Genomic DNA, 26,453 nt, shown 5'->3' with positions numbered 1-26,453 from the left:
AAGTTCACACATTAATATTGTTTCATCTTGGAGCGCACTCTTGGATCAATAAAAGCATACAGCAGATCAACCGCTACATTAATAATGGAGATTGTAATGGCTGTGTAGATTACTCCGCCCATGATACTCGGAATATCGGGGATGAATTGTTTATCCACAATGTAGCTGCCCAGACCGCTGATATTAAACACTTTCTCCGTTACCGCTGCTCCGCCCAACATGGCTCCGAATTGAAGTCCAACTACCGTTACGATGGGAATTAATGCATTGCGCACAGCATGTTTCAGCATGACTTGGCGTTCGCTTAATCCTTTGGCACGGGCGGTCATGACATAATCCTCATGAATGACTTCCAGTGTAGAAGAGCGGGTCATCCGAGCCACCGCGGCCGTGAGACCCGTACCCAGCACAATGGTCGGCATAATGATCGACAGCCAGTTCTGCGGGTTGAAGGTGGCGGGAAGCCACTGCATTTTGATCGAAAAGTTCAGAATGAAAATAAGCCCTTGCCAGAAATTCGGGATGGATAATCCAATCAGAGCAATAAACATGAAGGTGTAGTCGAACCACGAATTAGGCTTAATTGCTGAGATAATGCCAATGGGTAATGCAATGACAAGTGCTAACAGCAGGGAAATGACCGCAAGCGTCAAGGTAATGGGAAACTTCCTTGCAATCGTGGCTGTTACGTCTTCATTTCCTGCAAAAGATTTGCCAAGATCGAAGAAGGCGACGCCCTTGATATTGTTCCAAAGCTGTGTAAGATAAGGCTGATCCAAGCCATACACCTGATTGAATGCGGCAATCTGTTCCTGCGTTGCTGTCTCTCCCAGAATGTTAGCTGCCGGGTTGAACGGAGACAGATACAAAATTGTAAATACGAGTGTAGCTACGCCCAGAATGACAAATACCGTCATCAGTATTCTTTCAAATATGTACTTTAGATAAGGATTACCATACAAAAACAGGATGCTATACATGAGACAGCCTGGAATAATGGATATCGCCAAAAACCATGTTTTGTTGATCAGTGAGTGGAACGTATCGGCCATTGTAAGACGTTGATTTCCTTGTTCCTGAAGTATGCGGGATGTCCGCTCCTTCAATTCCGTCTGAACGCTCTCCTCCAACCATTCCTCGGTCTGACGTTTGAATTCTCCCTCACTAACCTGCTGCTGGAAAAAACGATGTTTGCGACGCAGTTGTTCTTCCACTTCCAACTTCAGTCTGTCCCGGTAGGAAGAAGCGAGCAGTTCTTGCTCAGCCGCCTGTCTGGCAGCTACCCAGCCGTCATTTTTTCGATTCGAACGCCATATTAGAAACACAACTAAATTGATCGGTAATCCAAGAATGAACAGAACGTATCGATAGGAAGGATGAAGCAGCATTTTGCCATAAATAAAGCTTAAATTGTGTACCAACCGTGAGATTCTACTGCCATCTGCAAGATTCAAACCAAGTGTACCTCCTTTCATTCAGGTTTAAATTGCATTATTCCGATTGATATAGTATATATTATTTAGGGTCTAAACAATTGTCAAGGAATTAAATGGTATACATATGAGTGAATGAGAAAAACGGATGAGAGCTGGTGATTGCATGGAACCTTTACTGAAAGTTAATGAGTTATCTGTCTCTTTTCACTCCGGAGAGAGTGAGTTTCAGGCAGTGCGAGAAGTAAGTTTTGAAGTGCGAAAAGGGGAGACACTAGGCATTGTAGGAGAATCGGGAAGTGGAAAAAGTGTAACCGCACGTTCCATTATGAGACTGCTTGCATCGCCTCCTTCACAGATGAAAAAGGGAGAAATTCTATTTAAGGGTGTCGACCTCGCCAATAAAACCCAGAAAGAGATGGAGAGCATCCGTGGACGTGATATTGGTATGATCTTTCAAGATCCGATGAGTTCCCTTAATCCGACAATTAAAGTGGGGAAACAGATCTTTGAGAGTCTAATCAAACACCAGAAGGTGTCCAAAAGGGAAGCCAAGAAGCAGGCGATTGCCATGATGGAGCGGGTGGGGATAACTCGCAGCGAAATACGATACAACCAGTATCCGCACGAATTCTCCGGAGGCATGCGTCAGCGGGTCATGATCGGTATTGCACTCGCTTGTCGTCCTGAATTACTCATTGCCGATGAACCGACAACTGCTCTGGACGTTACGATTCAGGCACAGATTTTGAATTTGATGAAAGATATGCAAGAGCAACTGGGCACATCGATTATCCTGATCACGCATGACTTGGGCGTAGTAGCGGGCATGTGTGATCGGGTTGTTGTGATGAAAGAAGGACAGATTGTGGAAACTGGGACGACGGCGGAGATTTTTGCTAATCCCAAACACCCGTACACGATCAGGCTTCTGAATGCATTACCACGTTTGGATCAGAAGAAAAAGCCAAAACGGGTATCCATGGTTCCGAGAGATCTGGAAGACGATCAGCCATTGCTTGAGGTGAAGTCGCTCAAACAACATTTTAATCTGGGCAAAGGCAACACTTTAAAGGCTGTGAATGATATCAGTTTCCATATTCGGCAAGGAGAGACACTCGGCGTTGTGGGAGAATCCGGCAGTGGTAAATCGACCACGGGGCGTGCCATTCTTCGATTGCATGAGCCAACAGGTGGGGATGTGCTGTTTAAGGGAGTTCCGCTCAATCGTCTGTCCGCTTCGGAGATGAAAACGATGCGCAGACATATGCAGATTATTTTCCAGGACCCCTATGCATCGCTGAATCCTAAAATGAGGATAATGGATATCATTGGAGAAGCGCTTGATATCCACCAACTTACAGGCAATGCCGCTCAGCGGGAGAAACGGGTGGAGGAATTGCTGGAGATGGTGGGTCTTGATCCTGCCCATGCGCAGCGTTATCCACATGAATTCTCGGGAGGACAGCGACAGCGGATCGGTATAGCGCGAGCTCTGGCTGTGGAGCCGGAATTCATCGTATGTGACGAACCATTGTCTGCACTGGATGTATCGATCCAGGCTCAGATCGTACAATTGCTTGAAGAGTTGCAGCAGCGACTCGGATTGACGTATCTGTTCATCGCGCATGACTTGTCCATGGTTAAACATATCAGTGATCGAGTGGCTGTGATGTATAACGGGAAAATTGTGGAGCTGGCTGAGAGTGAAGAACTGTATTCCAACCCGCAACATGCCTACACCAAGGCATTGCTATCAGCTATTCCTGTGCCTGATCCGGCGATCGAAGCGAAGAAAAAGAGGCATGTTGTCAAAGAAACATCTGTTGAAGCAGAGGACCGTTATAATCTGGAACATTCCAAGTGGGTAGAAGTTAAGGAAGGCCACTGGGTAGCCATATCAAGCTAAAGTGATGTGATTTAGCTAAAAAGAACCCCGACAATGATCACTATAGATCGTTGTCGGGGTTGTGTTGGATGTACTTGATTTTATTAATATGATGGCAATACTCAAAAGCGATTATTTGAATTGAACGGATTTCTTGATGGTATCAATCTCTGCTTTGGTTGCATCATCCATGTAAGTGAAGATGAAGTTAAAAGCATATCCTTCAATAATCGTGCTGTAGTAGTCCTGAGTAATCGTTGAACCGTCACCTGCATCCATCGTAATTTGCATCAGATCCATCTCTTTACCACCGATGGTTTCGGTTGTCATCTCTTTATAATCATAAGGGAACTGGCTATCTACCATGAATTTTTTGGTTGCTTCCAGGTAGTCTTTACCTGTACGAATGCCTTGCAACAAGCTTACTTTCTCAGCAATGGCCATAGCGGAAGGACCAACGTGACCTCCGTCCAATGGATACTGTGAAGCCATAAGCAGATTCAATGTTTTGGTTTGAGACAGTTCAATTTGTTTTTTCTTCGTTTCATCATCACCAGCAATCGCTTCGGATGATGCGCTTGTCAGTTCATTCATACCCGCAGCATCCTGGAACTCCCAAGCTTCCGGGAATTTCAGAGATACGCCGAAATAGTCATTGGTGTAAGAGCCTTTTTGTGTAGTCCCCAGCTCAACGTCTTGGGAATTATCCGTTTCCTTGGACTCTTCGCTTGTTGGTTCAGTGTTCTCTGTTTCTTCTGTATTGGCTGTCTCAGAATCAGTGCCAGTCGTTGTTTCGGTTGCGGCAGGCTCTTTTGTTGCGGCTGTGTTATCTGCCTTGTCACCGCAAGCGGCTGCAACCAGCATAATCATCATGAGCATTGCGAATAAAGAAGCTTTCTTTGGAATTGTCATATTACCCTCCTGAAATGTGTGTGTGTGTTTTCTCTCTCTACATCTTGCTTGTTTCCTAAATTGTAGCACAAACGTTCCCATTTACTACCTATAGGAATCTATAGGGGTACTTTATAAATAAGACAATCGGCTGGCAATTGAAACAGCTTCCGTGCTGGATTGCACACCTAATTTGTTGAAAATCACTTTTTTATGATGATTCACAGTGCATTCCTTGATTTTCAATTTCAAAGCAATAGCTTTCACAGTGAACCCTTTCGCGATCATTTCCAGAATGGTTAACTGACGCGCTGTGAACTCCACCGCTGGTTTGTCACAAGCTTCAGTAGCCTGCTGATTTTGGTAACTGTTCTGCATATATGCAGGAATCAGCTTGGCAATAGCAATAAGCTCGCCCTGCATATCCGCGTTAATGGTGGACACATCCAGATAACCGAAATGCTGTGATTCCATGGACAGAGGGGCAGCGTAGCAATGCCAACTTTGAAAATAGGGGCTTTCATGCTGCTCGGGCAACAGAAGCACAGGTTCATTGCTGTCCATCGTTACAGAAATGGCGTTGACTCCACAGCTCTGTGCAGTGAAGATCATGCCCGGACGAATGGGTGAACCTTCTACTACAGTTTCCAGATCTGGACTATAATCCATGGAGAGAAGCACACCGTCCATATCTGTGAGTAGAAAAAGATAAGTGCCCGTTAAATTCTCTTTAATATGTGAGAGGCTGTTCTGGAATGCATGAATCAGGAAATGATTGCTTTTGCGAAGCCTGTCCAGTTGAGATTTAGGTAAATAATTGAACGGAGCCGTTTCTGTTAGATGCTTGCACATGGCGGACTCCTTGTGCCGTGAGGCAAGTGTAATGGCAGGCATGTTTGATTCCTCCTTCCTGCACAGTCGCTAGTAAGCGTAGGATCTGATTGAATCTGAGGTGCGTCATCCAATCGTTTTGATAACGTGCCCTTCCTGGTTTTTAATTTCTGTTTTAACAATCTGAACAAGCATATGATCCAATGAAGCGATCTCGAATGTTCCTTCAACCGGACGAAGATTCTGCACCAGCTCTTCAACAATCTGTGTGTTCACCGTCAGGGTAACTTGTTTGTCGGATTCCACGACTGCTGGAGCTTCTCCAGCTTCGAATAGAATATTGGTCTCCGGTCCGATCAAGGACAGAGATTCGCCTTTCGAAATTCGGCTACGAAGGATGGTTCCGACTAATACAGCCTGTTTGGCTCCAAGCTGGAGTTTGCCCGGAACAGTCTTTATCAGCATTTTTTTACGCGGGGACTCCCAGCCCAGTTGTTGTATGAATAAAAATGCTGTGCTCGATCCGTCCTGTTCCATTCCATGCTCAACCGCTTGTACAACAGAAGGAATATCTGCGTACGAATTTCTCATCAGATCGGTCACGTATTTGGGCATGAAATTGGAGCAGGCCGAGAGGAAGCCGCGCGCATTCCACGTTTGAATCATTTCCAGTTCCCGACCTGTAATCCCAACCATCTGAATAAACTGCACGGAACCGTTAGGCGTAGAAATCGCCGGTAGATCCGGGTCTTCAATAAATGAGAGAGCAGTCAACAAAGTATCAGACTCCAGACAGATGGGTCCATTGGCGTCCATGTAATCTCCTGGCTGAAAGATATTTCCGCTAGTGAACACGTAACGTCCTACATTTTGAAGCAGATTCAGCGCCCAGGCTGGCGGAGAAGTCTCTCCTTCACTGCGTGTAAGGCGAAATGTGAGTTCAAAACCATACCCGCTTTTGGATGCATCCTGCATTTCTTTTTCATATAATTCAGAGAAACCATATGTGACAAAATGCCAGTGGGGCATGGGTGTATTCACTGCATAAACACTGATGCCATCGAGAGGGTCCGGACCTCCGAGCATGTAAGGAATGGATGTTCCATAATGGTGCGGCTCCTGTTCACCGTATAGCTCACCGATGGTTTTATCAATTGCATCCCAACCGGATGTGTTTTCTTCATAAGTCATTTGTTGAATCCTCCTGTACTAGTCTTTCCCCCGAAAAACATTTAAAATTAAGTCTACCTGTTACAGAAACGGATTCAAGCGGCTTAAGGATGAATTGTGTCAGATAGGACTTCGGTGTTATTAATTGCAATCCAGGGAGTGAATTTACATGAGTATGAAAGATATGTATTTCAGAGAGTTTAAGCAGGCAAGCTGGGACTCATTTTCCGAACTGTTTGAAGAATTTGAAAATAAACTGGACCCTGCGTGGGTAAAACGTGCGCGAATACATGGGATTCCGGCGGACATAAGTCGGGTACTTTTGTATGAAATGGGGGAGTACACTTTTGAATGGATCATGAAAGATATCCCGGCTTTAGGGGACCAAAGTCCTGCTACATACCTGGAAACCGAGGAGGGAGCGCAGGCATTAAGGGCAGCCATTATGCATATGCCACGTTAATTTTTGTTATGGAAAGAATGGGTGAACGATCCTATGATCCAGTGAAGTTGATTTTGCAAAATAGATATGTTACGCTTACATTACAAGAGCAAACACAACAGAATACGCAATAACATCTTTTGATGGATTGTAACTGTGAAGACAGGCAAAACCTAAACTGATGGTGAAATGAAGGCCCCTTTTTTTGGTGCTATTTTACCTTGAGTTTAGGTTTTTCTTGTTTTCTGCTCTAAATCACACCATTTTTCAGTTGGAAAAACCAAAATAAATTTCGAAAAGAGGTTGTTGTTCATGACCACGGCAAAAAAAGGATTCCCCGAAAACTTCCTATGGGGCGGCGCTACAGCTGCCAATCAATTGGAGGGTGCATTCGATAAGGACGGCAAAGGCCTCTCCACAGCGGACATGATTGCTCATGTTCCGAAAGAGAAGCGTACAGGCGGACATGCCATGGAAATTTCCTCTTCCCGAATTGAAGAGATTCTCTCCGGCAAAATTGAAGAACGTTTCCCGAAACGTTTTGGTATCGATTTTTACCATCACTTTAGAGAAGATATTGCATTGTTCGCTGAAATGGGCTTCAAAGTATTCCGCTTATCCATTCACTGGGCACGCATTTTCCCGAACGGTTATGATCAAGAGCCAAATGAAGCAGGTTTGAAATTCTACGATGAAGTATTCGACGAATTGTTGAAATATGGCATTGAGCCGCTCGTTACATTGTCTCACTACGAGACTCCGCTTGGCTTGACGCAAAAATATAATGGCTGGGCTGGTCGTGAAGTAATTCAGCACTATGTTAGATATGCTGAAACGGTATTTAAGCGTTATAAAAATAAAGTGAAATACTGGCTGACGTTCAATGAGATTAACGTCATGCTATTCAGCCCATACACTGGCGGCGGCATTCTGATCGATAAAGTGGACAACAAGCTGCAAACGACGTATCAAGCGCTTCATCATCAATTTGTAGCAAGTGCCATGGTAACGAAGCTTGCACACGAAATTATCCCTGGTTCCCAAGTCGGCTGTATGCTTGCTCGTATGGAAACTTATGCAGCCACATGTAATCCGGTAGATGTTCGTTTGGCTCAGCATGAGAATCAGATTAACCTCTTCTTCACGGACATGCATGCTCGTGGTAAGTACCCGAACTATATGGCTCGTTATTTTGAAGAGAACAACATTGTCATTCAAAAAGAAGCGGGCGATGATGAAATTCTGCTCAACAATACAGTTGATTTCATCTCCTTCAGTTACTACATGTCCGTGACCAAATCGGCTTCTGCCAACGAAGCAGAGACATCCGGCAACTTGACTGGTGGCGTGAAAAACCCTTATCTGGAAGCGTCCGACTGGGGCTGGGAGATCGATCCGATCGGTCTGCGCGTAACCCTGAACAACTTCTGGGATCGTTACCAGAAACCATTGTTCATCGTGGAAAATGGTTTGGGTGCCTATGATAAAGTTGAAGAAGATGGTTCGATCCATGACTCCTATCGTGTGGATTACCTGAAAAAACACATCGAACAAATGAAAGAAGCCATCAAAGATGGTGTGGATCTGATTGGATTTACAGCATGGGGTCCGATTGACCTGGTGAGCATGTCCACTTCCGAAATGTCCAAACGTTATGGTTTCATCTACGTGGATCTGGACGACGAAGGTAACGGAACACTGAAACGTTCCAAGAAGGATTCATTCGACTGGTACAAAAACGTAATCTCCAGCAATGGTGAGCAACTGTAACTCGCTCTTCACAGGATTGTTACCGCACAGGAAGCGGGCAAAACCTAACACGAAAGTTGGCAAGCAGGGAATCCAATGTCCCTGTCAGCCCTTTTGGTTGGAGATTGTCCGCTTTTTCCTGTCGGAAAAGGATAGAGGAAAGCATTTAAACAAAGAATGAAAATACCGTTACTTAGAGAGGAAGGATTGACATGACAACACCATTTCCGAAGGATTTCCTATGGGGCGGAGCTGTAGCAGCCAACCAACTTGAAGGAGCTTATAATACAGATGGCAAGGGCCTTTCTGTTCAAGACGTAATGCCGCACGGGATTACAACGCCCAGAACGGAAGGACCTACTGAGGATAACCTGAAACTGATCGGGATTGACTTTTATAACCGTTACAAAGAAGATGTTAAGCTGTTTGCTGAAATGGGCTTCAAAGTGTTCCGTACATCTATCGCCTGGTCCCGTATCTTTCCTAAAGGTGATGAATTGGAACCAAACGAGAAGGGTCTGCAATTCTATGATGATCTGTTCGATGAGTGCCATAAGTACGGCATTGAACCCCTCGTAACCATCTCTCACTATGAGACACCGCTACATTTGTCCAAAACATATGATGGATGGGTTAACCGTAAAATGATTGAGTTCTACGAGCGTTATGTAACGGTGCTCTTCAACCGTTTCAAAGGCAAAGTGAAATACTGGCTGACGTTCAACGAAATTAACTCCATTCTGGAGGAGCCATTCATGAGCGGCGGGATCTATACGCCAAAAGCAGAACTGTCCAAACAGGATCTGTATCAAGCAATCCATCATGAATTGGTAGCCAGTGCGTTAGCAGTGAAACTGGGACATGAAATTATGCCTGAAGCCAAAATTGGCTGTATGGTACTGAGCATGCCTACGTATCCGCTGACTCCGAATCCGGATGATGTGGTTGCAGCGATGCATGCTGAACAGCGCAATGATATCTTTGCTGATATCCATGCGCGTGGTTACTATCCGAAATACATTAATCGTTATTTCAAAGCAAATAATATCAATATCAAGTTTGAAGACGGCGACGCTGAAATTCTGAAGCACACCGTAGACTTTATCTCGTTCAGCTATTATGTAAGTATCTGTGAGACAGGTGATCCCCAGAAACGTATTGAAGGAAAAGGCAACTTGTTTGCAGGGGTACAAAACCCTTATCTCCAAGCGAGCGAGTGGGGCTGGCAGATCGATCCGCAAGGACTGCGCGTAACCTTGAACAAATACTGGGACCGATATCAAAAACCATTGTTTATTGTCGAAAATGGTCTGGGCGCAGTAGATGAGCTGATCACCGACGAAAATGGCAATAAAACGGTGAACGATGATTACCGTATTCAATACTTGAATGACCACTTGGTACAAGTGGGTGAAGCTCTTGAGGATGGCGTGGAAGTGATGGGTTATACGTCATGGGGCTGTATTGACCTGGTGAGTGCTTCAACAGCAGAGATGAAGAAACGATATGGTTTCATCTATGTCGATCGCAACAATGATGGTTCAGGAACACTGGATCGTTACAAGAAAAAATCTTTCCACTGGTACAAAGAAGTTATTGATACAAATGGCGCAAGTCTTAAACGTAACAATAAGTAAATAGTAGTTCTTAAGGCATGGTTGTTATGCACCTTCTTATGTCATATTAATGCACATTAACCGCTTTCACAAAAACATTGTCAGATGGATAATTATATGGTAAGATGGGCCTAAGGCTAATGAATACTGGATTGTTACTGTTCAATCAGGCAAAACCAGAGGCGGGGCATATTTCGTGACCTGCTTTGGTTTTGCCTTTTACTACTTTGACGGTGCAAGGTGATGTGAAGAAATGAAAATTGAGAAGGTGCTGAACAACAACGTAGTTACCGTAATTGATCCGGGAGGAAACGAGCTGGTCGTTATGGGGCGTGGAATTGCCTTCAAAAAGCATACTGGTGAATCGATAGACGAGAGTCTCGTCGAAAAAATATTCTCGCTTGAAAGTAAGGAAGTATCACAGAAACTTAAAACGCTTCTGTCAGATATCCCGGTTGAATATGTCGAGTGCTCGGATGAGATTATCCGTTATGCCGAGACGGTGTTGGGTGAGAAGCTGCATGAGAGCATCTACATTTCACTGACGGATCATATTCATTTTGCCATTGATCGACATCGTCAAGGATTGCAGATCCGTAACGCATTGTTCTGGGAGATCAAGCGCATGTACCGGAAGGAATATGCCATTGGACTTAAGGCGCTACAGATTATTGAGGAAACATTAGGTGTCCTGCTTCCCGAAGACGAATGCGCATTCATTGCGATGCATCTGGTCAATGCCCAGATGAACGGTGAGATGAGGGAAACGATCAGTATTACAAACATCGTTAAGGACATTCTTAATATCGTAAGACGCAGCTTTGTGATTGAACTTGATGAAGATTCATTGAGTTATTATCGATTTTTAACTCATCTGAAGTTCTTTGCCCAACGTGTATTGCAAGGGACGGCAATTGAAGATAAAGAAGAAGATAATCCGCTTCATGACTTGGTGAGCAAGCAGTATCCTGAAGCACATGCATGTGCAGTAAGGATCAGTGACTATACGCGTAAGATCTATAATCGGGTGTTGTCCAAGGAAGAAATACTGTATCTAACCATTCATATTGAACGAATTGTCAGAAATGAACAAACAATTGAATAAAATTAGGATTGTTACTGCTAAAAAGGCAAAACCTAAACGTTGAATAATGATAAGCTTTTCTGCTTTGTCATTATTCAGTGTTTAGGTTTTTTTTTAACCTTCATTACACATAAAAGGAGCAAAACACAATGGATAAACAACAATTGTCCAAGGATATTTTGAAGCTTGTTGGTGGCGAAGAGAATATCGATCAAGTCACTCACTGTATGACAAGACTCAGATTTAACCTGAATGACAACCAAAAAGCGGACAAAGCGACGCTAAAAAATACACCAGGCGTGATGGGCGTGATGGAGAACGGCGGACAGTTCCAGGTTATCATCGGTAACGATGTACCTGTCGTGTATAACGCACTTGTTGGCAACATGTCCAAATCACCAACCGCAGATAATGCATCATCAGCTGCTTCAACTGGAGAAAAGAAAAAGAGAAATCCAATAAGTGCGCTGTTCGACTTCATCTCAGGAGTATTTACTCCAATCCTGCCAGCCATTACGGGTGCAGGTATGATCAAAGGGATCGTAGCGATCCTTGTAGCCCTGGGCTGGTTGTCTGATACCAGCTCAACCTATATCATCTTGTCTGCAATCGGGGATGGTGCCTTCTACTTCCTGCCAATCATTCTAGCAATTAGTGCTGCACGTAAGCTGGGTAGTAATATGTATATTGCTGCAGCGCTCGCAGCGGGTATTATGCATCCGACGATTACAGCATTGCTTGCCAATGGTGATACCACATTTGTGGGAATTAAGGTTATAGCAGCGACATATTCTTCTACGGTAATTCCGATCATTCTCGCCATCTGGATTGCTTCTTATGTCGAGAAAGCTGTTGATCGTGTTACACATGCTTCATTGAAACTTCTGATTGTTCCGACGGTTACCCTGTTGATTATGGTTCCACTGACGTTGATGACTGTTGGACCATTGGGTACGGTTCTTGGTAATGGTTTGTCCGGTGGTATTTCATGGTTGTTCGACAATATGTCCATCTTCGCAAGTATCCTGATTGGTGGTACGATGTCACTGCTGATCATCACAGGTATGCACTATGCACTGTTGCCAATCATTGTCGGTTCAATGACAACACTGGGTTACGACTTTATTATTCCACTGATGTTTGCAGCTAACCTGGCACAAGGTGGTGCAGCATTTGGTGTAGGTCTCAGATCGAGAAATAGCAAAACCAAATCCCTTGCCTATTCGACAGGTCTTACGGCTATTATGGGGATTACGGAACCAGCGATGTATGGTATCAACATGAAGTTCAAAAAACCATTTATTGCAGCTCTTATTGGTGGAGCTATCGCAGGCGGATTCATGGGGATCGTCAATGTTAAAGCTTATGTGCTTACAGGTCTAGTGGGTCTGCCAAGTATCGCAGCATTTATCAGTCCGGCAATTAGCACACTGCTCTATGCGTTGGCTGGTGGTCTGATTGCTATCGTAGCTGCGGCAGTTCTAACGTATATTCTTGGATTCGAAGAAGAAAATGCATCGGAGCCAGCTGCACCAGTAGCTGAGCCTGCAACAGCAGCAGCAACAACTTCTGCTGTTGTAACCGAAGAAGCAAAAGCACAAGATGAGCAAGTATTCAGCCCAATCACGGGTGAAGTTAAACCGCTGAGCGAAGTGCCGGACCCTGCATTCTCTGAAGAGATTATGGGTAAAGGATTCGCGATTCAACCAACTGAAGGACGTGTGGTATCTCCAATCAACGGTACAGTATTCTCATTATCGAAGAGTGGACATGCCATTGGTCTGGTAAGTGATACTGGCGCTGAGATGTTGATTCATATTGGGATTGATACCGTGAAGCTGAAAGGTCAATTCTTCTCGCCTAAAGTTCAAGCAGGTGCAAAGGTTGCTGTAGGTGATGTCCTGATGGAGTTCGACCGGGAACAGATCGAAAAAGCCGGTTATACAACGATCACACCAGTCATTATTACAAACATGCATCAATATGAGTCCATTGAGTCTGCTGGTCGCACGACGATCAAAGAAAAAGACTTGTTGTTCACAGCGAAAGCTTAATCAAAAGAATAAAGCAGCAACTTTACCGGATTCAAACCCGGGAAGTTGCTGCTTTTTTTTGTTCTACTTGTGTTACACCACAGGAAGCATACCCTGTACCAATTGCACAAAGTGTTGTGCAGGCTTGGACAGATAACGGTTCTGCAACCAGACCAGCGCTGATCCGACAGTTGAATGCTGATCCTGAAGGCGGTATACGTGGAAAGGGTGCTCTTGGTATAACTGAAGAACGGTATGGGGCACGATGGAACTGGCGAAGCCGAGTCGGACCAGCTCCAGCAACATATTAATGTCTGAGCACTCGCCCATGATGGAGGGGGTGACTTGATGCTCACGGAATTTATCCAAAATTAACTCGAACATACCGAGTCCCTCTGTACTTGGAAGTAATAGAGGAATTCCTGTGAGCTGCTCAAAACAAGTCCCCATCTCCGCTTCTGGTAGCATGTCTGTCGAGTTAACTAGAGGTGTTGCAGAGATATAGAAAAGGGGCTCCTGTGGCAGGTGCAGCACCTCATAGCGTGCGGTCTGGACAGGCATGCGTACACAGGCAAGCTCAACTTTGCCATCTTCCAGCAATCGGCATAATTGTGCCGATTCATTTTGCTGAATTTTATAGGTCACCTGTGGATGGGTAGTACGGAACTGCTGTAGTGCTTGCGGGATCAGGCGATCTGATATGGTATTGATGCCGATGGCGAGTTTACCCCGTATGCCGTGCTGGAAACTTTGCATCTCCATTACAGCTTCCTCCATATATTTGGTCAAGGTGACTGCATAATCGTAGAAGCTACGACCAGCCTGCGTTAGTTCCATCATGCGCCCTTTGCGTTCAAACAACATCACGCCTAGCTCTTCTTCCATTAACTTAAGCTGCTGGCTTAAGGGGGGCTGAGCCATGTGAAGTCTTCGGGCTGCTGCTGTAATCTGTTTCTCCTCAGCAATGGCAATGAAATAGCGACATTGTTTGATATCCAAGTGGTTGTCTCCTTTGCCTTCAAACTATATGTAATTCGTATGGAAAGCCAACAAAACATGTATTTTTAATATACTACGTTCTTATGTTAACATACATTAGATTTGCACACCTGACTAAAGTGCTTGGTTTTTCTATGAAAGTTACTGCATGAGAAGATGTTGAATTGGAGGATGAAATAACGTGGTTAGAACAATACATGACGCCGCTCAAGCAGGGCATACCGATGAGGTCATTCGGTTTATCACCCAGGGTAGCCAGTTGAATGAACGGGATGCATTGGGGCGAACACCTCTGATGGCTGCCGTGCACGGTAATAAGATAGACACGGCAAGAATGCTAGTGGACGCCGGAGCAGACATTAATCTCCAGGATAGACGATTGGATAATCCGCTGTTATACGCGAGTGCCGAGGGCATGTATGACATGGTTGAACTGGCCATTGAAGCAGGTGCAGATACAAGGTTAACAAATCGTTTTGGCGGTACCGCCCTTATTCCAGCAGCTGATCGGGGCCATGTGCACATTGTGGAGCTTCTGCTGACACGCAGTGATGTAGATGTGAACCATATCAACAATCTGGGATGGACAGCCTTGCTGGAAGCAGTCATTTTGGGAGATGGCGGTCCACGGCATCAGCAGATTGTTGCCTTGCTTTTGCAATATGGTGCAGATCCAAAGATCGCGGATCGGGACGGAATTACACCGCTCGTACATGCGCGTCAGCATCAATATGCGGAGATGGAACGGTTATTAACCGAAGTCTAAAAGCACTTATGTGTTTATGATACAGAAGAGTGAAAGGATATTGCTAACAAATGAATAGACATCAAGAGCATTTTTTACAAAAGAATATGAAAGACGTATCTTCAATGATTTTAGCGGGCATACAGTGGTTTTTCTTCCTGTTTACCAATACTGTTGTGGTTCCGCTATCTATCGGACATAATTTTCATCTGTCCCCGGATGCCATTGCTGCCACCATGCAGCACGCATTTATCCTTACTGGAGCGGTGTGTATTCTTCAAGCAGTATTTGGTCACCGCTATGCAGTCATGGATGGTCCTTCAGGACTATGGTGGGGATTGACGCTGAGCTTGACTGTATCGGCTTCCTCAGCAGGTATGAGCCTGGAGCGCATTGGTGGTGGCCTGGCTGCAGGTTTTCTGTTAGCGGGTCTGACGATGATGATATTGGGCTGGCTAGGCGCGGCGCAAGTGCTGCAGAAGCTGTTTACACCGATGGTGAAGAGTGCCATGCTGTTTCTGATGACCATTCAATTAACCATGAACTTTTTTAAAGGTATGATTGGATATACGGAGTTTGGTCGCTTCGATCTGCCAGTTGCCGCGTTATCCGTTGTCATTGCATTTCTGGTGGCATGGATTCAATTAAAGGGTAAGGGGAAACTGGGGAACTACGCGATCTTAATTGGAATTGTGGCAGGCTGGATTGCCTATAGTCTATTGTTTTCGGGGCAACATGGTGGACAGCCAAATCACACATCAGCAGGCCTAACGCTGTTTCCATGGGGAGCACCAAGATGGGAACCGGGAATTGTCATTACTGCATTTTTTGTGGGACTGGTGAATATGACGAATTCGATTACCACATTAAGCACGGTCGAGAAACTTTATCAGGCAGAGACGACCCGTCAGCAGTACCGACGCTCATACGTGCTAACGGGTCTGTTCTCGATGTTGTCGGCCTGTGTAGGTGTGCTGCCATTTGGTTTATTTGCATCATCGATCGGCTTTCTGGAGAGCACTCGCATCCTGCGTCGTGCTGCCTTTATTATTGGAGCGGGGTTGTTATGTATGATGGGGCTTACACCTTCGGTTACTGCCTTTTTTGCACAAATACCACCAAGCGTAGGCAGTGCTGTTCTGTTTGTAGCCTATCTGCAGATGTTCGGTACAGCATTAAGAACACTTGAGGGCACGACGTTTAACTCTAAAACGATCTATCGTGTAGCGTTACCGGTACTCACTGGAGTTGCTGTAATGAATATTCCTGCTGAAGCCTTTCAAAACTTGCCCATGTATCTTGTTCCGATTATAAGCAATGGTCTCGTTATTGGTGTATTGGTATCATTACTTCTCGAAAAAACCGTGAACTGGTCCAAAATGGAACAACCAGTGACAGTCAGTAAAGCGGCATAATGTGTTTCATCTCGTAACAGTCCAATTTGATTGGGCTGTTTTTTTGTTTTGGTTACCAACCTATATGGCCACTCGCTATTTCACAATAATTTTGCCTTGTCCTGCAAGCATTCGCATCTCTCGGGAGAGACGGTCCTGGTTACCGTCCTGCATTTCGAGTTGGACACCGTAGTGCCATGAGGTATTTTTTTCTTGACCCCAGCGGAGAGTGCCTTCCATATATAGAGGGTCTTCGAATAGCAGCATATTCATGCCAATCCGAATATCGTTATTCTCGACAGGAAGGGATAGTGGAAATGATAGCTGACAGCCGGACCGACTGATATCACATAACTCAGCTTGAATGGGTTTCGGTGGTGCAGTGACCCCGTTGATGCTGAGAATATAGATCTCAAAGTTGATTGGTTCCTTTAGTGTGTAGCGAAAGGGTTCTTTTCTATTATTCATCGACATGGCTTGGCTTCCTCCATCAAGTTCAAAAAAGTCAGTTATGCTTATATCGACCGTTTGGAGCGAGAAATGAAGAGTTGCGAAAGCAGAGATGGTCCAAGGGTTCCTTTTACACGTGTATCAGGCTTGATATAATGATGGAATATATTTCTGAGGTTGGTCTTAATCTCACAGAAGGGACGGGGAATATGAGAGGAACATTTCAAATGGTTACAGATACGGCAACATTGTGCCTGTATGATCTGGCAGCGTTAAAGCACCGTTTCGAGGATACTTCGGATTGGTGGTCCATACCGGAAGATGAGCTGAGTGAGGTGAATGCAGGCCATTGTCTGTTCCTGAATCTGGGTGCGGATGGAGTGTATGAGGTGGAGTGGAGCTTGGAGGATGCAGAGGTGGAATCAGATTCAGATGACGTAGTGAAACGGGAAAAGGTATATCATCTGCAAGTTCCGTCTGGGCACGTCTATCTGGGAGCGGCTGATGATGTTACTGGCGGGGAACTGGAGCCGGATGAGACGTGTGAAGGGGTCATGTTTCAGCTAAATCCCGGAAACTATGCTTGTATCATCTCCAGAGAAGCCAGTCGGATCGCAATTGTCATGACTCCAAGTACTCAGGGGAAGAACACGTTGGCTGAATTAATCCGGATTTAATGTACATAGGTGAACAGGAGGGATTCATATGCAGGTTTGGAACGAGACACCCTTATTGGACACAGATACCCTGCGTCAACGGATGAGAATACTTGCCGCACTGGATATCATATTTTCGGAGGAAGACTGGCTGCGTGTACATCATTATGAAAAAGAACTTCAGCCAGGTGTGGCATGGGGAAGCATCGATAATGGCGCAGGTGATCATCTTCATGTTTTATTTACGAATTCAGGCACGTTGATCAAGGGATTTGATCATGAATCACCTTTAAGTCCGCATGCTCGTGAGGATGGAGAGATCTACCCGGGCATGTACGATGAAGCGCCGAAGACATTGATGACTGTTCTGCGGGATCATGAGGAGACATTGGATCTGGAGAATGTGACCTTTTGCCTATGGCAGGAAGGGAACGACTTGTCATGGAAGGTTGGTAACTGGATTCAGTTGGCGATGGCCGAGGAAGGTGAAGCAGACGCCAGAGGTGGTGCAGAATTTTTGCTGCAGTACTTGAATAAAGACTCGGAAGATTACGTGGATTGGGCCAAAGGGTACTATGATATGCCAGACCTACCGTTGGAAGCTGTAGCTGAGATATATGAAGAAAAACCGGTGACTGCCAGCCTGATTAAGCAGTTGTGTCCTGAACGAAATGTGGCAGCCGCACTGGATGAGTTGCAGCACCGCGGGTATGGCGTGGAACGAACGTGATGGAGTAGCAAAGGAGGTAGGTAGGCCGTGTACACTGAACAGTTAGAACGTATGCGTGAAAAGTTAATCAATCTCCGAAGTCTGGACTCGAAACTGGACCTATTCGGCGCAGAGAGCCATGAATATGAGATATCAGCTGTATGGACACAGGAGGATATTGCACAGTTCGAGCAGAAATGGCGAATTAAGTTGCCGGAGGACTATAAGGTATGGCTTCTACATATGGGGACGAGTGGTGCAGGGCCTTATTATGGTCTGGAGAACCCGGATGACGGTGTATACGCTGTGCTTGGTTATGATGATGAGCTGAATGCGATCTCGGACCCTTTTCAATTCACGGAAGCATGGAACTGGAACTATGACTGGTTCGATGACAGCAAGGAAGAAGAGGAATGGTATGCTCTGGAACACGAATATTTTGATCCAAAATGGTCGGCAGGCATGCTGCGCATCAGTGATTTTGGTTGTGGCATCTCCATGAATCTGATCGTTAAGGGAGCCTCCTACGGAGAGATCTGGGTTGATGACCGGGCTAACCGCAATGGAATTTATCCTGATCAGTATTGGGGCAATACGAATCGACTGCATTTTCTGGACTGGTATGAGTTGTGGTTGGATCGTTCGATCCAGCAAATGCACGAACAAAAGCAATCATCTGGAGCAAACGAAGTCTGAAGGAGGTTATACATATGGGCTGGGAATATGGGATCAGAACAACGGAACCTGCGATTTTACCTGAAGTTGTGAAGCGTTTGGCAGGTGTATTAACGTTTACCGAAGTATATAGTTTGGAACACCAAGCCAACGGCTTTGTATTAAAACGTGAAGATTCATCCTGGCCTACAGCCCTTGAAGTGTGGATAGAAGAGGCTTCCGGGTTAGAAGAGGTTGTGGATGGGGAGTCGTATATCTACTGTTTGTTTCATATGTGGGGCCAAGAGGCACGGAGCTGGATGAAACAGATGGAGCGAGAAACCAGGCAGGTAGAAGGCGGTTTAACCTGGTTTGAAGTCTAATTAGTAGTGAAATTGCATGAACAGACGTGATCTTATGGCTAAACAATCAAAGAGGACGATTCCTGCGCTCATCTATCCGTATCGGGGTCCGCAGCGAAATGTGGGATTTGTATTATCCCCTTTATACATAATCGGTAATTTGTAAAAGAGTTAGTCTTGTTTGGATTGTTCATACGTGTACATCATTCGGTATTTAGACGTTGAAACTCTTATGTAAAAAGCTCCCTCAGGTGATGGGGGAGCTTTTTTTGATGAGCCAATAATAAAACCGTTTGCTTCACTCACCCGTCTTATACCATAGAAAGAGAGAGAAGGAGGGATGCGGGGTGGAAACAAAAGCAGAGCTGAACCAGAAGATCTATGTACAGACCGAAGATGAGACGGTATTTGTGTAATCCATTATGGAACATCAAGATACGCTCATTTCCATTGCTTACAGTTACCTGCGTAATCGGCAAGATGCGCTGGAAGCTGTGCAGGAGATGACGTGCCGGGCTTGGGTTAAACGTCGTACGCTGAACAATGAGAAGGCGTTCAAGTCGTGGATCATTCGGATACTGATCTATGTCTGCATCGATGAACAGAGGCGCCGCAAGCGGGCGACACCTCTCGCCAAGGAGGAACTGGAGGACAGCATTCCGGCCTCTTGGATGATCAGTGTTGATGATAATCGAATTGCGATGGAATCTCTTTTGCAAAAGGTGAAACCCAAATATCGCCATGTATTATTGCTGAAATATTATAACGACATGACACTGACAGACATTGCCTCCATCCTAGGCAAACCGGAAGGGACAATCAAGACCTGGCAGCACAAGGGACTCCAGCAGTTGCGCAAGTTGATGAAGAACAGGAGGGATTGGCATGACCACTAACCCGGAGGAGAAAGCACTTCTTGCAGACGCATATCAGGTGAAAAGAGAGAAACAGCACTGGAATTCGGCGGATACAACTGCGGCAATTCAACGTGGTCTCGCGAAGGCCAGAACCAGACGATCAGGTCGGAGCGTTCGTATCCAATGGATTACGGGAGCTCTGGTTACGGTCCTGGTAGCAGGATGGTTTCTTGTGGGGCCGCTTGGGAGTTATGGGCAAGAACAGGCAACATATACTGAGCCTATAGCCAACTGGGGCGTACTTGAACCCTTTCGTGGCCTGCTAAATTCGGATATGGACAGTGCTACGATTACTTCAACGCTCAATAACGGTTATGTGCAACTTGTAGATCAGACGGTTACATCGGGCATATATGCGTTTACTGTGAATGCAGTTATGGCAGATGAGAATCGAATAACGGTATTGTATACCGCCAGAACGGATGCTTCGCAGCAGATGTATTCGACTGTCAATATGAAGATGATGGACGCTTCGACAGGAGACTTGCTTGACAATGGCGGTGCAGGAGGTATTCATCTTTCCAAGGATAAGCATACCATTTATGGCCGGAATACAATTGAGCGAAGTCGAAATAAACCGCTGCCTGAGCAAGTAAATCTACAATTCCAGTTGTCCTCAGTTGTACCAGATGTGGTGAATCATGCAGAAAAAGGGGAGAAAGAACGAAAATATAAATTTTCCAAAAAGATGAATATTTCTTTCCCACTGGATCCCAAGTTTTCTATCCCCAAAACGGAAGTCATTAACGTTAATCGGACTTTTACTCTCGGAGGTTATGAGGTCTTATTGTCGGAGGTGGAGGTGTCTCCGCTAGTAACTCGGGTCAAATTTGTCCATGCACCTGATCAAGAGATCGATTACAAAACGAAATTGTTGATCAGTGAGGTCGTCCAGCCTATCGAGATTGTAACTACCGCTAAAGACGGGAAGCAGACCAACTTATCCACGACATTCGGGAGTGGAACGGAAGACGGAATGATGTATTCTTTCAGCAGCAATTTTCTGGATAATCCGGAGTCAATGGTTTTAAAAATTCGTGGCAAACCAGATAAGGTCTATGATGATTTACAGGAAGCCCAGAAGGATGAACTGGAGATCAAAATCAAATAAATAAAATAGGATCGATGGTTGAGATGAAGTCATGGCAATGGTTATGACTTCATCTCATTTTTTTGTTTTTTCACGATATCTGATCTGCTGTTGCATAAAAGTGAGAATTGTTGTCTTTTTGCAGTTTTTGTATTGTCACAGCCGAAGTTACACGATATAATCGATTTGTCTTTGAGGATAATATTATAAAGGATGGTGAAATTTTGAAGAAATTTTCGATGCTGTTACTCGCTATAACTCTATTGTTGATAACTGTCTCCACAGCCCCGTCTACATATGGTGCGGCCAGTTATCCAAACACAGGTACAAACGGATTGACTGGTTTTGCAGGCAGTGCCAAGAATGAAAATGGTGTATCCAAGTCAGCTACGACAGGTGGTAAAAACGGTCAGGTGGTTTATGTTAGTAATCTCAATGACCTGAGAACACACATGGCGGGCTCTACGGCCAAAATTGTCGTCGTTGAACAGAATATTTCTTCCTCTACGTTGCAAAAAGTTGAATTCGGAGCAAACAAGACACTCGTAGGTTCCTTTGGCAAACATACATTAACGAATATTCATTTCAGATCCACAAGCAGTTCAAGCAATGTAATTTTTCAGAATCTGACTTTTGAACACGCTTCCAATATTAATGCCAATGATGATATCCAGATGTATATCACTTCAGGCTCCAATTACTGGATCGATCATGTGACGTTTGCTGGTCACAGCTACAGCTCTGGCGGTAGTGATCTGGACAAACTGCTGTATATCGGTGACCGCGCCGATTATATTACGATTAGCAATTCCAAATTTGCAAACCATAAGTATGGCGTTATCCTCGGTCATCCGAATGATGGTAACAGCAGTTACAATGGCGTCCCTCATGTGACGATGTCCAACAATTACTTCGAAAACTTGTATGTACGTGGTCCTGGACTTTTAAGATATGGTTACTTCCATCTCAAAAACAACTATGCAAACAACTTTAATCAGGCCATTACCATTGGTGAAAAAGCACGGATTTATTCCGAAAACAACTACTTTGGTGCAGGCGCTGAAAAGGGCGGCATCCTGGATGACAAGGGAAATGGGGAGTTCACGGATAGCGGCAGTACGCCAGCCCTGACAAGTCCGATTTCTCCTAAAACGAACTGGAGACCAAGCTCCAATTACAGTTATCAGGTAGAGAGCGCCAGCTACGCGCGTGAGTTCGTCACCAAGTATGCAGGCTCCTCCAATACGACACTTGTGTTCGGTAAATAAGAAATTATCTTGATAATTAATTAGCGATTGACTAAAAAGCCCTTCTTGTACGTAACAGCGTATAAGGGGGCTTTTTATGTTTTTTTATACGGGAGCGTATTAAATAAAAGTTAATATTTAATTTTGTATTCGGAATACCGATATACATAATGTAGCGCTGCTTTCATATTTGTGAAGTAACATTGTACTATGGCGGTGGCCTGAGCGTTGCGTTGAAATATGCACGGAAGCAAACCATTAAGAGGCCGATGTGAGTGCGAGTATGCCCTACAATCGTAAACTTATTTTATCTAAAGGACGGGGTATGCATGAATCGTATTGACGAAATTATATGGAAACGGAACAAGATCATCAGCATCATTTTGTGGGTTGTGTTAATTGTAGGATTTTCAGTAGCTTTAATTGAGCCCAAATTATTTATTTCCAACGGTATTGTGATCTTGTATGGAATCTGGCTCGCATACGCAAACGCCAAAAAGAAGCATATTCATCTCATTCCTTGGGTGAACACGGTGCTCATCTCGTTGTGCGGGGTATTCGCCGGATGGGGAAGCGTTGAACCGCTGCTTGCTATGCTTATCTCTTCAATCTTGCTTATTTATCCAAACAAAAAATGGTTTATCATCGGATTTTCGGTTATGCTCGCGAACAATATTCTTCAACTTTGGATTATTCCTACAACAACTCAGGATCAGTTCGTAACTAATGCAATTAATGTAGGACTATTCGCCGTTGCGGGTGGAATCTTGTTGATGGTGTCCTATCTGAACCAAAAGCTCTTTCATGAAAGTGAAAAAAGATGGAGCGAGGTCGAAGCGTCGCGGACCCGGGTGGAAACGATGCTTGAACGGGTCAAGGAGTCTGTTGGCGGGCTGTCTCGTTATACAGATCAATTGAAGCAAAAGGTGGATTCAACAGGTTCCATTACCCATGAAGTGACCCTGGGATTCAGTGAGGTTGCCAAGGGTGTGGAGTTCCAGGCGACCAGTGTGGCGGAAATTTCGGAATCCTTATCCGTATCGGATCAGCATATTAAGGATGTTGCGCTGTATTCCCAGCAGATGAAAGAGGTGTCTGCAAGTATGGCAACGAGCACACAAACAGGAAGCGAACATCTGAACCAACTGAACAGTCAGATGCAAGACTTATATGAAACGATCAATACAACGGCGAGTGACATGCAAAAGTTCAATGAGGAAAGTGAATCCATGACGCTTATGCTGAACAGTATAGCGGATATCGCAACTCAGACCAACCTGCTTGCGCTCAATGCAGCCATTGAAGCGGCTCGTGCAGGCGAGCATGGACGCGGATTTGCGGTTGTATCCGAGGAAGTGCGCAAGCTGGCCGAGAGCTCGGGTCAATCCGCGAGTGATATTTCAACCATCCTGTCTCGGTTAAAAGGACAAACGCAGGCACTAACAGATCGCTTCGAACGTATTCGTCTATCCTTACAACAAGGAAGAGACAGCGTGCAGACGGCAGACGAAGTGTTCCGTACGATCAACAGCAACTCTCAGCATGTGTTGAATCAAGCGACAGATATTGAGACGAGTTCGGCAACAATGAAGGAATCTTCTACTAGAGTAGTGAATGAGGTTTCCGAGATTTCGAGTGTAACGGAGCAATCCAGTGCAGCGGCAGAAGAGATTCTGGCGAGCATGGAAGAACAGCGTAACTTAACACAGAAGATGGTGGAGAGCTTCGGAGAACTGGAGCAGCTGATTGTGAACCTGAATGAGTTAGTCTCGGATCATCAGGCATCTTCCGTGGAGAATAAACTTTAATACCAGATTGTTGAAAGTTCGTCTGTACGTATTTATCGTGCTGGACGGGCTTTTTTCATCTGGAGTATAAGTTGATGCCGACAATTTTTTCCGATACAGTGTTGTGTAGAGTGTGAAGAGGATGGTGGAGAACGAACTATGAATTGGGTGGAGATTAGCAAATCCAAAGATGTGGAGCAAGCCAGAGAAGCTGTCGGTGTCTTGGATATCAACGAACAGGATGATCGCGGGCGTACACCGCTGATGCTCTTTTTGACAAATCGTATGCCGATTGAAGCGATCCGTTGTCTTCTCGAAACAGGTCCTGACTTGGAACTAGAGGACAAACTTGGGGATACCGCGCTGAAAAAAGCGGTGAAGTTCAAGCAGCTTGAAGCCATTCCGTTATTGATTGAACATGGAGTCAAACTGGATGCTCCCCATGGAATTCAGGCTAGTGCCTGGAACGCAGCCAGACGTAACCCGGATATCGCAGACATGTTACTGGACACTCAAGGAGCAGTCAGACTCAAGCTGACCCAGGCGGAACAAAGTGTTGTCGATGAAATTTTGTACGAGGAGTCTCCAGACAAGGCGGCTGCCCAAATCCGTGCACTGAATTCAGCTGTACTCCTTCATGCCATCGTGAACGGGTACAACTGGGACGACAGTCCTGAGCCGATGATTGCAGTGTGTGAACATTCCGAATGTGCAGAGATTACGCGGTTGGACATGGCAGAACTGCTGGATGCGGACTACTGGCTTAAGATGGATGAAGATGAAGTCAACGAGAGAGAAGATGGTCTGGCTTATCGTCAGCTGGCAGAGCGATTATCCCAAAGAGGCTAGATGAGAGAATCCAAGGTTGAGTAGTGAATTCAATGGAGTAAAAGGTATATAAGCCAGAGAGCCAGAGTGGATCAGTTGCAGGCTGGAAGTATCGAACATTTCTATATGATTGAGAGTGGGAAGCAGCTCTGTCGACCGAAAAGGAGTATGAATAGCTATATGGTTTGTATACAGATGATGTTACCTTATGGGGGAGTACAAGGTTGAAGAATAAAGCAGGGAACGACAGATCGGGTTGCGATGTACATACATATGAGGTTAGGAATGACAATTGCATCGAACGTGTGCGTCTTTATGATCAGCATTCGTTCAAAGACATGGACTGGCCCGATACGGAGGACGGCAGATATGCCAGAGCTTATCTGGAACCCATGATGCAGCAAGGGTCCCGGAGCTTTATGTCCAACGTGGAGACCACAGTGCTGCTCGCCCGGATCGACGATCTCGTTATTCCACTGACGGTGAATGATGCAGAGTATGATAATGCTTACGTCTGTTCGCCATATACGCATTACGTGAGTTACGCGAAGCAGGAATTAAGCATGTTGCAGAAACCCGTGTTGGAAAAAGGCCTTAGTGCGCTGCTCAGTCTAATCGGTTGGGGAATGAAGCAATCACAGATTAACAAAGTCGTGCATGTGAACAACTGGCTGTTGTCCACCAATCTCTATCCAGCCATGTCCGGTGAACAGGCAGAATGTTTGCTTGCAGTAGTACAAGAGAGATACCCGGAGCACGTCATTGTATTTCGCTCCTTGTGTTCGGGACTTCATCCCGATCTGACGGCGAGGCTAACCGAAGTGGGGTGTCGACTGATTCCGAGCCGACAGATCTATCTGTACCAAGCGAATGATCCGAATTTTGGCAACTCAAAATCGCGCTGGCTCTTGAAGAGGGATTACGAATTGTTGGCCAAGCACGAGTATGAATTTGTTTCCGAAGTAGAAATGACAGATGCAGATATTCCGCGAATCGTAGAGTTGTACAAGCGGTTATATCTCGAAAAATACTCCTATCACAATCCGCAGTTCACCGAACGGTTCATTGCTGCTGCGATGGCATCAGGAACACTCAGGCTGTATGGACTGCGAAAGAAGGGGCGCTTGGACGCGGTCATGGGTTATTTCTGCCGAAATGGAATCATGACAACACCGTTGTTCGGTTACGATACAGCGGTGTCCCAGTCCGTCGGACTATACCGCATGTTATCCGCCTGTCTGATCAGACAGGCTCGGGAGAACGGCCATCTGTTGCATGAGAGCGCGGGAGCAGCTCAGTTTAAGCGCAATCGGGGTGCTGTGGCGGATTTTGAGTATTCGGCTGTGTATGAGCGCCACCTTCCATGGGGCAGACGCTGGTGCTGGATGCTGCTTGATCGGTTGCTGAATCGCATAGGTGTGCCGCTGATGCGCCGCATGAAGCTGTAAACAGACACAATAACTTTTTACGCTGCCCTA

24 protein-coding genes are annotated in these 26,453 nt (G+C 45.4%); 18 read left to right on the top strand and 6 right to left on the bottom strand.

Annotation, left to right across the window (positions count from 1 at the left end; genetic code table 11):
• Positions 1–11: 11 nt before the first annotated feature.
• Positions 12–1,454, bottom strand: a complete 1,443-nt coding sequence (locus NLBNIHML_RS09365) for an ABC transporter permease subunit (RefSeq protein WP_494354231.1) — start codon at positions 1,452–1,454, stop codon at positions 12–14.
• Positions 1,455–1,599: 145 nt separating this feature from the next.
• Between NLBNIHML_RS09365 and NLBNIHML_RS09360 the strand changes: the two genes are divergently transcribed.
• Complete coding sequence (locus NLBNIHML_RS09360; RefSeq protein ID WP_494354230.1) at positions 1,600–3,342, top strand: ABC transporter ATP-binding protein; 1,743 nt, start codon at positions 1,600–1,602, stop codon at positions 3,340–3,342.
• 111 nt (positions 3,343–3,453) lie between these two features.
• Here the strand turns inward: NLBNIHML_RS09360 and NLBNIHML_RS09355 are convergent, their stop codons facing one another.
• The 3 genes from NLBNIHML_RS09355 to NLBNIHML_RS09345 all read right to left on the bottom strand — a co-directional run bounded on the left by NLBNIHML_RS09355 (position 3,454) and on the right by NLBNIHML_RS09345 (position 6,234).
• Complete coding sequence (locus NLBNIHML_RS09355) at positions 3,454–4,233, bottom strand: hypothetical protein (RefSeq protein ID WP_494354229.1); 780 nt, start codon at positions 4,231–4,233, stop codon at positions 3,454–3,456.
• 111 nt (positions 4,234–4,344) lie between these two features.
• Positions 4,345–5,106, bottom strand: a complete 762-nt coding sequence (locus tag NLBNIHML_RS09350; RefSeq protein WP_494354228.1) for a helix-turn-helix domain-containing protein — start codon at positions 5,104–5,106, stop codon at positions 4,345–4,347.
• Between the two features lie 63 nt (positions 5,107–5,169).
• On the bottom strand, positions 5,170–6,234 hold the full coding sequence (locus tag NLBNIHML_RS09345) for a suppressor of fused domain protein (protein WP_494354227.1): 1,065 nt from the start codon (positions 6,232–6,234) through the stop codon (positions 5,170–5,172).
• Positions 6,235–6,382: 148 nt separating this feature from the next.
• Here NLBNIHML_RS09345 and NLBNIHML_RS09340 point away from each other — a divergent pair, with 148 nt between their 5' ends.
• The 5 genes from NLBNIHML_RS09340 (at position 6,383) to NLBNIHML_RS09320 (ending at position 13,158) form a co-directional block, all read left to right on the top strand.
• Entirely contained in the window at positions 6,383–6,676 is a 294-nt protein-coding gene (locus tag NLBNIHML_RS09340) for a hypothetical protein (RefSeq protein ID WP_339236520.1), read from the top strand.
• Positions 6,677–6,967: 291 nt separating this feature from the next.
• Positions 6,968–8,425, top strand: a complete 1,458-nt coding sequence (locus tag NLBNIHML_RS09335) for a glycoside hydrolase family 1 protein (protein ID WP_339236518.1) — start codon at positions 6,968–6,970, stop codon at positions 8,423–8,425.
• Between the two features lie 191 nt (positions 8,426–8,616).
• Entirely contained in the window at positions 8,617–10,041 is a 1,425-nt protein-coding gene (locus tag NLBNIHML_RS09330; protein WP_445252752.1) for a glycoside hydrolase family 1 protein, read from the top strand.
• Positions 10,042–10,273: 232 nt separating this feature from the next.
• A complete protein-coding gene (licT, locus tag NLBNIHML_RS09325) occupies positions 10,274–11,125 on the top strand; it encodes a BglG family transcription antiterminator LicT (RefSeq protein ID WP_253439676.1) in 852 nt (283 codons plus the stop codon).
• 128 nt (positions 11,126–11,253) lie between these two features.
• Positions 11,254–13,158 (top strand): beta-glucoside-specific PTS transporter subunit IIABC, encoded by a 1,905-nt coding sequence (locus NLBNIHML_RS09320; RefSeq protein ID WP_339236515.1) that lies wholly within the window; start codon positions 11,254–11,256, stop codon positions 13,156–13,158.
• 72 nt (positions 13,159–13,230) lie between these two features.
• Here NLBNIHML_RS09320 and NLBNIHML_RS09315 read toward each other — a convergent pair whose 3' ends face one another.
• Positions 13,231–14,136: a LysR family transcriptional regulator gene (locus NLBNIHML_RS09315; RefSeq protein WP_472476782.1), complete on the bottom strand. Its 906-nt coding sequence runs from the start codon at positions 14,134–14,136 to the stop codon at positions 13,231–13,233.
• A 181-nt stretch (positions 14,137–14,317) separates the two neighbouring features.
• Here NLBNIHML_RS09315 and NLBNIHML_RS09310 point away from each other — a divergent pair, with 181 nt between their 5' ends.
• Both NLBNIHML_RS09310 and NLBNIHML_RS09305 read left to right on the top strand, forming a co-directional pair.
• Positions 14,318–14,902 (top strand): ankyrin repeat domain-containing protein, encoded by a 585-nt coding sequence (locus NLBNIHML_RS09310; protein WP_339236509.1) that lies wholly within the window; start codon positions 14,318–14,320, stop codon positions 14,900–14,902.
• Positions 14,903–14,952: 50 nt separating this feature from the next.
• Positions 14,953–16,296, top strand: coding sequence for a uracil/xanthine transporter (locus NLBNIHML_RS09305; RefSeq protein ID WP_494354226.1), 1,344 nt, complete (start codon positions 14,953–14,955; stop codon positions 16,294–16,296).
• Between the two features lie 75 nt (positions 16,297–16,371).
• Here the strand turns inward: NLBNIHML_RS09305 and NLBNIHML_RS09300 are convergent, their stop codons facing one another.
• A complete protein-coding gene (locus tag NLBNIHML_RS09300; RefSeq protein ID WP_339236504.1) occupies positions 16,372–16,749 on the bottom strand; it encodes a PilZ domain-containing protein in 378 nt (125 codons plus the stop codon).
• A gap of 185 nt (positions 16,750–16,934) precedes the next feature.
• Between NLBNIHML_RS09300 and NLBNIHML_RS09295 the strand changes: the two genes are divergently transcribed.
• The 10 genes from NLBNIHML_RS09295 (at position 16,935) to NLBNIHML_RS09250 (ending at position 26,423) form a co-directional block, all read left to right on the top strand.
• Positions 16,935–17,402 (top strand): DUF6386 family protein, encoded by a 468-nt coding sequence (locus tag NLBNIHML_RS09295; RefSeq protein WP_339236501.1) that lies wholly within the window; start codon positions 16,935–16,937, stop codon positions 17,400–17,402.
• Between the two features lie 28 nt (positions 17,403–17,430).
• A complete protein-coding gene (locus NLBNIHML_RS09290; protein ID WP_339236498.1) occupies positions 17,431–18,111 on the top strand; it encodes a hypothetical protein in 681 nt (226 codons plus the stop codon).
• Between the two features lie 27 nt (positions 18,112–18,138).
• On the top strand, positions 18,139–18,786 hold the full coding sequence (locus NLBNIHML_RS09285) for an SMI1/KNR4 family protein (protein WP_339236495.1): 648 nt from the start codon (positions 18,139–18,141) through the stop codon (positions 18,784–18,786).
• 14 nt (positions 18,787–18,800) lie between these two features.
• Complete coding sequence (locus NLBNIHML_RS09280) at positions 18,801–19,127, top strand: hypothetical protein (protein WP_494354225.1); 327 nt, start codon at positions 18,801–18,803, stop codon at positions 19,125–19,127.
• 401 nt (positions 19,128–19,528) lie between these two features.
• Positions 19,529–20,002 carry a sigma-70 family RNA polymerase sigma factor gene (locus NLBNIHML_RS09275; protein ID WP_445252982.1) on the top strand — a complete coding sequence of 158 codons (474 nt, stop codon included), beginning with the start codon at positions 19,529–19,531 and terminating at the stop codon, positions 20,000–20,002.
• Positions 19,992–21,134, top strand: coding sequence for a DUF4179 domain-containing protein (locus NLBNIHML_RS09270; RefSeq protein WP_494354224.1), 1,143 nt, complete (start codon positions 19,992–19,994; stop codon positions 21,132–21,134). The genes NLBNIHML_RS09275 and NLBNIHML_RS09270 overlap by 11 nt, the downstream gene beginning before the upstream one ends.
• Positions 21,135–21,337: 203 nt before the next feature.
• Complete coding sequence (locus tag NLBNIHML_RS09265; RefSeq protein ID WP_494354223.1) at positions 21,338–22,381, top strand: pectate lyase family protein; 1,044 nt, start codon at positions 21,338–21,340, stop codon at positions 22,379–22,381.
• 308 nt (positions 22,382–22,689) lie between these two features.
• Positions 22,690–24,168, top strand: coding sequence for a methyl-accepting chemotaxis protein (locus tag NLBNIHML_RS09260; RefSeq protein ID WP_339236484.1), 1,479 nt, complete (start codon positions 22,690–22,692; stop codon positions 24,166–24,168).
• A 138-nt stretch (positions 24,169–24,306) separates the two neighbouring features.
• On the top strand, positions 24,307–24,996 hold the full coding sequence (locus NLBNIHML_RS09255; protein WP_494354222.1) for a DUF4274 domain-containing protein: 690 nt from the start codon (positions 24,307–24,309) through the stop codon (positions 24,994–24,996).
• A gap of 203 nt (positions 24,997–25,199) precedes the next feature.
• Positions 25,200–26,423 (top strand): GNAT family N-acetyltransferase, encoded by a 1,224-nt coding sequence (locus NLBNIHML_RS09250; RefSeq protein ID WP_494354221.1) that lies wholly within the window; start codon positions 25,200–25,202, stop codon positions 26,421–26,423.
• Positions 26,424–26,453: the final 30 nt, after the last annotated feature.

It is taken from the genome of Paenibacillus sp. JNU01 (assembly GCF_059130585.1).
Note: the sequence above shows the minus strand (reverse complement) of the source record. Positions and strands in the feature narration are given on the sequence as shown.

What these genes read in the sequence shown, in the direction of transcription:
- licT (WP_253439676.1), top strand. Translation starts at nt 10,274, where the DNA reads ATGAAAATTGAGAAGGTGCTGAACAACAACGTAGTTACCGTAATTGAT.
- NLBNIHML_RS09355 (WP_494354229.1), bottom strand. Translation starts at nt 4,233, where the DNA reads ATGACAATTCCAAAGAAAGCTTCTTTATTCGCAATGCTCATGATGATT.
- NLBNIHML_RS09255 (WP_494354222.1), top strand. Translation starts at nt 24,307, where the DNA reads ATGAATTGGGTGGAGATTAGCAAATCCAAAGATGTGGAGCAAGCCAGA.
- NLBNIHML_RS09280 (WP_494354225.1), top strand. Translation starts at nt 18,801, where the DNA reads ATGGGCTGGGAATATGGGATCAGAACAACGGAACCTGCGATTTTACCT.
- NLBNIHML_RS09335 (WP_339236518.1), top strand. Translation starts at nt 6,968, where the DNA reads ATGACCACGGCAAAAAAAGGATTCCCCGAAAACTTCCTATGGGGCGGC.
- NLBNIHML_RS09275 (WP_445252982.1), top strand. Translation starts at nt 19,529, where the DNA reads ATGGAACATCAAGATACGCTCATTTCCATTGCTTACAGTTACCTGCGT.
- NLBNIHML_RS09320 (WP_339236515.1), top strand. Translation starts at nt 11,254, where the DNA reads ATGGATAAACAACAATTGTCCAAGGATATTTTGAAGCTTGTTGGTGGC.
- NLBNIHML_RS09300 (WP_339236504.1), bottom strand. Translation starts at nt 16,749, where the DNA reads ATGTCGATGAATAATAGAAAAGAACCCTTTCGCTACACACTAAAGGAA.
- NLBNIHML_RS09260 (WP_339236484.1), top strand. Translation starts at nt 22,690, where the DNA reads ATGAATCGTATTGACGAAATTATATGGAAACGGAACAAGATCATCAGC.
- NLBNIHML_RS09270 (WP_494354224.1), top strand. Translation starts at nt 19,992, where the DNA reads ATGACCACTAACCCGGAGGAGAAAGCACTTCTTGCAGACGCATATCAG.
- NLBNIHML_RS09330 (WP_445252752.1), top strand. Translation starts at nt 8,617, where the DNA reads ATGACAACACCATTTCCGAAGGATTTCCTATGGGGCGGAGCTGTAGCA.
- NLBNIHML_RS09295 (WP_339236501.1), top strand. Translation starts at nt 16,935, where the DNA reads ATGAGAGGAACATTTCAAATGGTTACAGATACGGCAACATTGTGCCTG.
- NLBNIHML_RS09305 (WP_494354226.1), top strand. Translation starts at nt 14,953, where the DNA reads ATGAATAGACATCAAGAGCATTTTTTACAAAAGAATATGAAAGACGTA.
- NLBNIHML_RS09290 (WP_339236498.1), top strand. Translation starts at nt 17,431, where the DNA reads ATGCAGGTTTGGAACGAGACACCCTTATTGGACACAGATACCCTGCGT.
- NLBNIHML_RS09360 (WP_494354230.1), top strand. Translation starts at nt 1,600, where the DNA reads ATGGAACCTTTACTGAAAGTTAATGAGTTATCTGTCTCTTTTCACTCC.
- NLBNIHML_RS09350 (WP_494354228.1), bottom strand. Translation starts at nt 5,106, where the DNA reads ATGCCTGCCATTACACTTGCCTCACGGCACAAGGAGTCCGCCATGTGC.
- NLBNIHML_RS09340 (WP_339236520.1), top strand. Translation starts at nt 6,383, where the DNA reads ATGAGTATGAAAGATATGTATTTCAGAGAGTTTAAGCAGGCAAGCTGG.
- NLBNIHML_RS09345 (WP_494354227.1), bottom strand. Translation starts at nt 6,234, where the DNA reads ATGACTTATGAAGAAAACACATCCGGTTGGGATGCAATTGATAAAACC.